The 4,105-nt window shown below is 70.4% G+C and carries 4 protein-coding genes; 3 read left to right on the plus strand and 1 reads right to left on the minus strand.

The window, feature by feature from the left end:
- Nucleotides 1-5: 5 nt before the first annotated feature.
- On the minus strand, nt 6-878 hold the full coding sequence (locus C1I93_RS29170) for an aldo/keto reductase (protein ID WP_111246474.1): 873 nt from the start codon (nt 876-878) through the stop codon (nt 6-8).
- A 323-nt stretch (nt 879-1,201) separates the two neighbouring features.
- Between C1I93_RS29170 and pyk the strand changes: the two genes are divergently transcribed.
- The 3 genes from pyk to C1I93_RS29185 all read left to right on the plus strand — a co-directional run bounded on the left by pyk (nt 1,202) and on the right by C1I93_RS29185 (nt 4,073).
- Nucleotides 1,202-2,650, plus strand: a complete 1,449-nt coding sequence (gene pyk, locus C1I93_RS29175; RefSeq protein WP_111246475.1) for a pyruvate kinase — start codon at nt 1,202-1,204, stop codon at nt 2,648-2,650.
- Nucleotides 2,647-3,528: an acyl-CoA thioesterase gene (locus C1I93_RS29180; RefSeq protein WP_111246476.1), complete on the plus strand. Its 882-nt coding sequence runs from the start codon at nt 2,647-2,649 to the stop codon at nt 3,526-3,528. Before pyk ends, C1I93_RS29180 begins: the two co-directional genes overlap by 4 nt.
- Before the next feature lie 83 nt (nt 3,529-3,611).
- Nucleotides 3,612-4,073, plus strand: coding sequence for an RrF2 family transcriptional regulator (locus C1I93_RS29185; protein WP_111246477.1), 462 nt, complete (start codon nt 3,612-3,614; stop codon nt 4,071-4,073).
- Nucleotides 4,074-4,105: the final 32 nt, after the last annotated feature.

Below are 4,105 nucleotides of genomic sequence, written 5' to 3' on the forward strand. Positions count from 1 at the left end.
GGGTGTTAGGTGGTGGTGGAGAGGGATTCGTAGTCGGTGTTGGTGAGGGGGACCTGGGCGGCGGCTACGTTTTCCTCCAGGTGGGCCACTGAGCTGGTGCCGGGGATGGGGAGCATGACGGGGGAGCGGCGCAGCAGCCAGGCCAGGGCAAGCTGCGCGGGGGTCGCACCGTGCTCGTGTGAGATCTTGTCCAGCGGTCCGCCGGGCCGGGCCAGCTCGCCGGTGGCGATCGGGAACCACGGAATGAACGCGATGTCGTTGTTCTCGCAGTACGTCAGGACGTCCTCGGCGCTGCGGTTGGCCAGGTTGTAGAGGTTCTGCACCGAGACGATCGGCGCGATCTCGCGGGCCGCCTCGATCTGCGCGACGGTCACCTCGGAGAGGCCGATGTGCCGGATCTTGCCTTCCTCCCGCAGCAGCAGCAGTTCACCGAGCTGGTCGGCGAGCGGCACCTTCCGGTCGATCCGGTGCAGTTGATAGAGCCCGATGGTCTCCAGGCCGAGGTGACGCAGGCTCAGCTCGCACTGCTGACGCAGGTACTCCGGGCGGCCCACCGGCCGCCAGTCGCCCGGACCGCTGCGGGTCAGTCCGGCCTTCGTCGCGATGACGAGATCATCGGCGTACGGGTGCAGCGCCTCCTTGATCAGCAACTCGGAGACGAACGGGCCGTACGAGTCAGCGGTGTCGATGAACGTCACGCCGAGTTCGTACGCCCGGCGCAGCACCCGGACCGCCTCGGCCGGGTCCTTCGGATCTCCCCAGACGCCCGGCCCGGTGAGCTGCATCGCCCCGTAGCCGAGCCGATCGACCGTCAGGTCCCCACCGATGCGGTAGGTGCCGGAATCCTTCGCGGGCTGGGTGCCGGCCTCGACTGCCATGCGGTGTCTCCCTCGGTCGCTGGTGCGCTCTCAGCAGCCAATCTAGCCAGCCCGGGTGCCTGCCGCCCGGTGAAGTGCCGCCCGCCGAAGGGCGTCACGTTGCGCCTCGGATTCATCACGATCGGTCGTTCACGTGGAGCACCTCGGCGGACACTGGTGTCGGGGGCGTACCATTCCGGCGCGCGGTCGCTGTCGCCCGCCATCGATCGTCCGGCGCGGTCGCACCCGCCGGTCAGCGCGCGGACACCGTGCGCTGTTGGACAATTGTTCCGCTTTGCGCAAGGGGTCGGCCCGTGGTCCGACCCGGAGGAGAGACTAGCCTGATGGGCGTGACACGCCGCGCGAAGATCGTTTGCACTCTTGGTCCCGCCACCTCGTCGCCCGAGCGCATCCGGGGGCTCGTCGAGGCCGGCATGAACGTGGCCAGGCTCAACTTCAGCCACGGCAGCCACGCCGACCACGAGGCGGTGTACCACCTCGTCCGGGAAGCCGCCGAGGCGGCCGGCCAGCCGGTGGCGATCCTGGCCGACCTCCAGGGGCCGAAGATCCGGCTGGGCCGGTTCGCCGACGGCCCGCACGAGTGGCGCACCGGTGACTCTGTGGTGATCACCGGCGACGACGTCGTGGGCAGCAAGGAGCGGGTCTCCTGCACCTACCGGAAGCTGCCGCAGGAGGTCAAGCCGGGTGACCGGCTGCTGATCGACGACGGCCGGGTCGCTGTCGAGGTCACCGACGTCACCGGCAACGACATCCGGGTGCTGGTCACCGAGGGCGGGCCGGTCAGCAACAACAAGGGTGTGTCGCTGCCCAACGTGGCGGTCAGCGTGCCCGCGCTGTCGGAGAAGGACGCCGACGACCTGCGCTTCGCGCTCAACCTCGGTGTCGACCTGGTCGCGCTCTCCTTCGTCCGCTCCGCCGACGACATCAAGCTCTGTCACTCGATCATGAGTGAGGTCGGTGTGCAGCGGCCGGTGCTGGCCAAGGTCGAGAAGCCGGAGGCGGTGGACCACCTGGAGGCGATCGTGCTCGCCTTCGACGGGGTCATGGTCGCCCGTGGTGACCTCGGCGTCGAGTTGCCGCTGGACGAGGTGCCGCTGGTGCAGAAGCGCGCCGTGCAGCTGTGCCGGGAGAACGCCAAGCCGGTGATCGTGGCCACCCAGATGCTCGACTCGATGATCGAGAACTCCCGGCCGACCCGCGCCGAGGCGTCCGACGTCGCCAACGCGGTGCTCGACGGCGCCGACGCGGTGATGCTCTCCGGCGAGACCAGCGTGGGTAAGTATCCTGTGCTCACGGTCAGCACCATGGCCAAGATCGTCACGACCACCGAGGCCGGCTCGATCGCCGTCCCCCGGCTCCAGCACGATCCGCGTACGCACGGTGGCGCGCTCACCGTCGCGGCGTCCTCCATCGCCCGGGCCATCGGCGCCAAGGCGCTCGTCGCGTTCTCGCAGACCGGCGACACCGTGCGCCGGCTCAGCCGGCTGCACTGCGACCTGCCGCTGCTGGCCTTCACCCCGGTGCCCGAGGTGCGCAGCCAGCTCGCCCTCTGCTGGGGCGTGGAAACCTTCCTGATGCCGTTCGTGCAGCACACCGACGACATGTTCCGCCAGGTCGACCAGGCGCTGCTCGGGCTCAACCGGGCCACCCCCGGCGACTACGTGGTGATCGTCGCCGGCAGCCCGCCCGGCAGCCCCGGGTCGACCAACACGCTGCGGGTGCACCAGCTCGGATCGCTCGTCGACGCCGCCACCGCGCGGGCGTTGCAGTGACCGACGGGCCCGTCGTCGGCCAGGCCGCCGTCGACCAGCTGCTGGAGGTGCTCGACCTCGCGTCGACCGGCACCATGTCGTTCCGGGGGATGAGCCCCCCGGTCGGCCCGCAGCGGGTGTACGGCGGCCAGGTCGCCGGCCAGGCCCTGGTCGCCGCCGGTCGGACCGTCGACCCGGAACGGGTGGTCCACTCGCTGCACGGCTACTTCGTGCGGGCCGGAGACCCGGCCGAGCCGATCGCGTACGAGGTGGAGAACATCCGCGACGGCCGTTCCTTCTCGGTACGCCGCTCGGTCGCGCTCCAGCACGGAAAGCCGATCTTCTTCATGTCCGCCTCGTTCCAGCGCACCGAGGAGGGGCTGGACCACCAGACTCCCGTCCCGCCGCACGTGCCCGGACCGGACGAGGTGCCGACCATGCCGGAGCGGCTCGCCCGCTATCCCGAGCGACTGGGCATCTGGGGGCAGATCCCCCGACCGATCGACGTACGCTACGTCGGCGAGCCTGGCTGGGTGGCTCCCGGTGACCGACCGGCCGAACCGCACCAGCGGGTGTGGATGCGCATCGACGGCAAGCTCCCCGACGACCCGCTGCTGCACGCCTGCGCCCTGACGTACGCCTCCGACCTGACCCTGCTCGACTCGGTGCTCTCCATGCACGGCGAGGTGTGGGGGCCCGGCGGTGTGGTCGGAGCGAGTCTCGACCACGCGCTCTGGTTCCACCGGCCGTTCCGCGCCGACGAGTGGTTCCTCTACGACTGCGAGAGCCCGTCGGCCTCGGGGGCGCGGGGCCTGGCCGCCGGCCGGATGTTCACCGTGGACGGGCGGCACATCGCCAGCGCCGTGCAGGAAGGGCTGCTGCGCCGCGTCGGGGCGTGACCGGGCCCTTTGCATAACCAAGTGAGCCGATCGGTCCAGGGGTGAACGGCTGGATCAATCAGCTGGCCGTTAACCTGTGCGGCATGCGTCTCTCCGCCCGGGTCGACTATGCCCTCCGCGCGGTCACCGAACTGGCCTCGGTGACCAAGGCTGGTCGCAGCCGCCCGGTGACCGCCGACCAGATCGCCCGGGCGCAGGAGATTCCGCCGAAGTTCCTGGAGAGCATCCTGCTCCAGTTGCGTCGCGGTGGCGTGGTGCAGGCGCAGCGTGGCCCGGAGGGCGGCTACTGGTTGGCCCGCCCGGCAGAGGAGATCTCCCTCGCCGAGGTGATCCGGGTGATCGACGGGCCGTTGGCACACATCCGGGGACAGCGCCCCGAGCAGCTCGGTTACACCGGGGCGGCCCGCGCACTCCAGGACGTCTGGATCGCCCTGCGCGCCAGCGAGCGTCAGATCCTCGAACTGGTGACAATCGCCGACGTGGCCCAGAACCTGCTGCCCGAGCAGGTCACCAAGCTCGCCGCCGACCCCGACGCCTGGACCTGACCGACCGGGCCGTCCCCGGCCTGTTCTCTCTC

The organism is Micromonospora endophytica (assembly GCF_003236305.1).
Taxonomy (GTDB): Bacteria; Actinomycetota; Actinomycetes; order Mycobacteriales; family Micromonosporaceae; genus Micromonospora; species Micromonospora endophytica.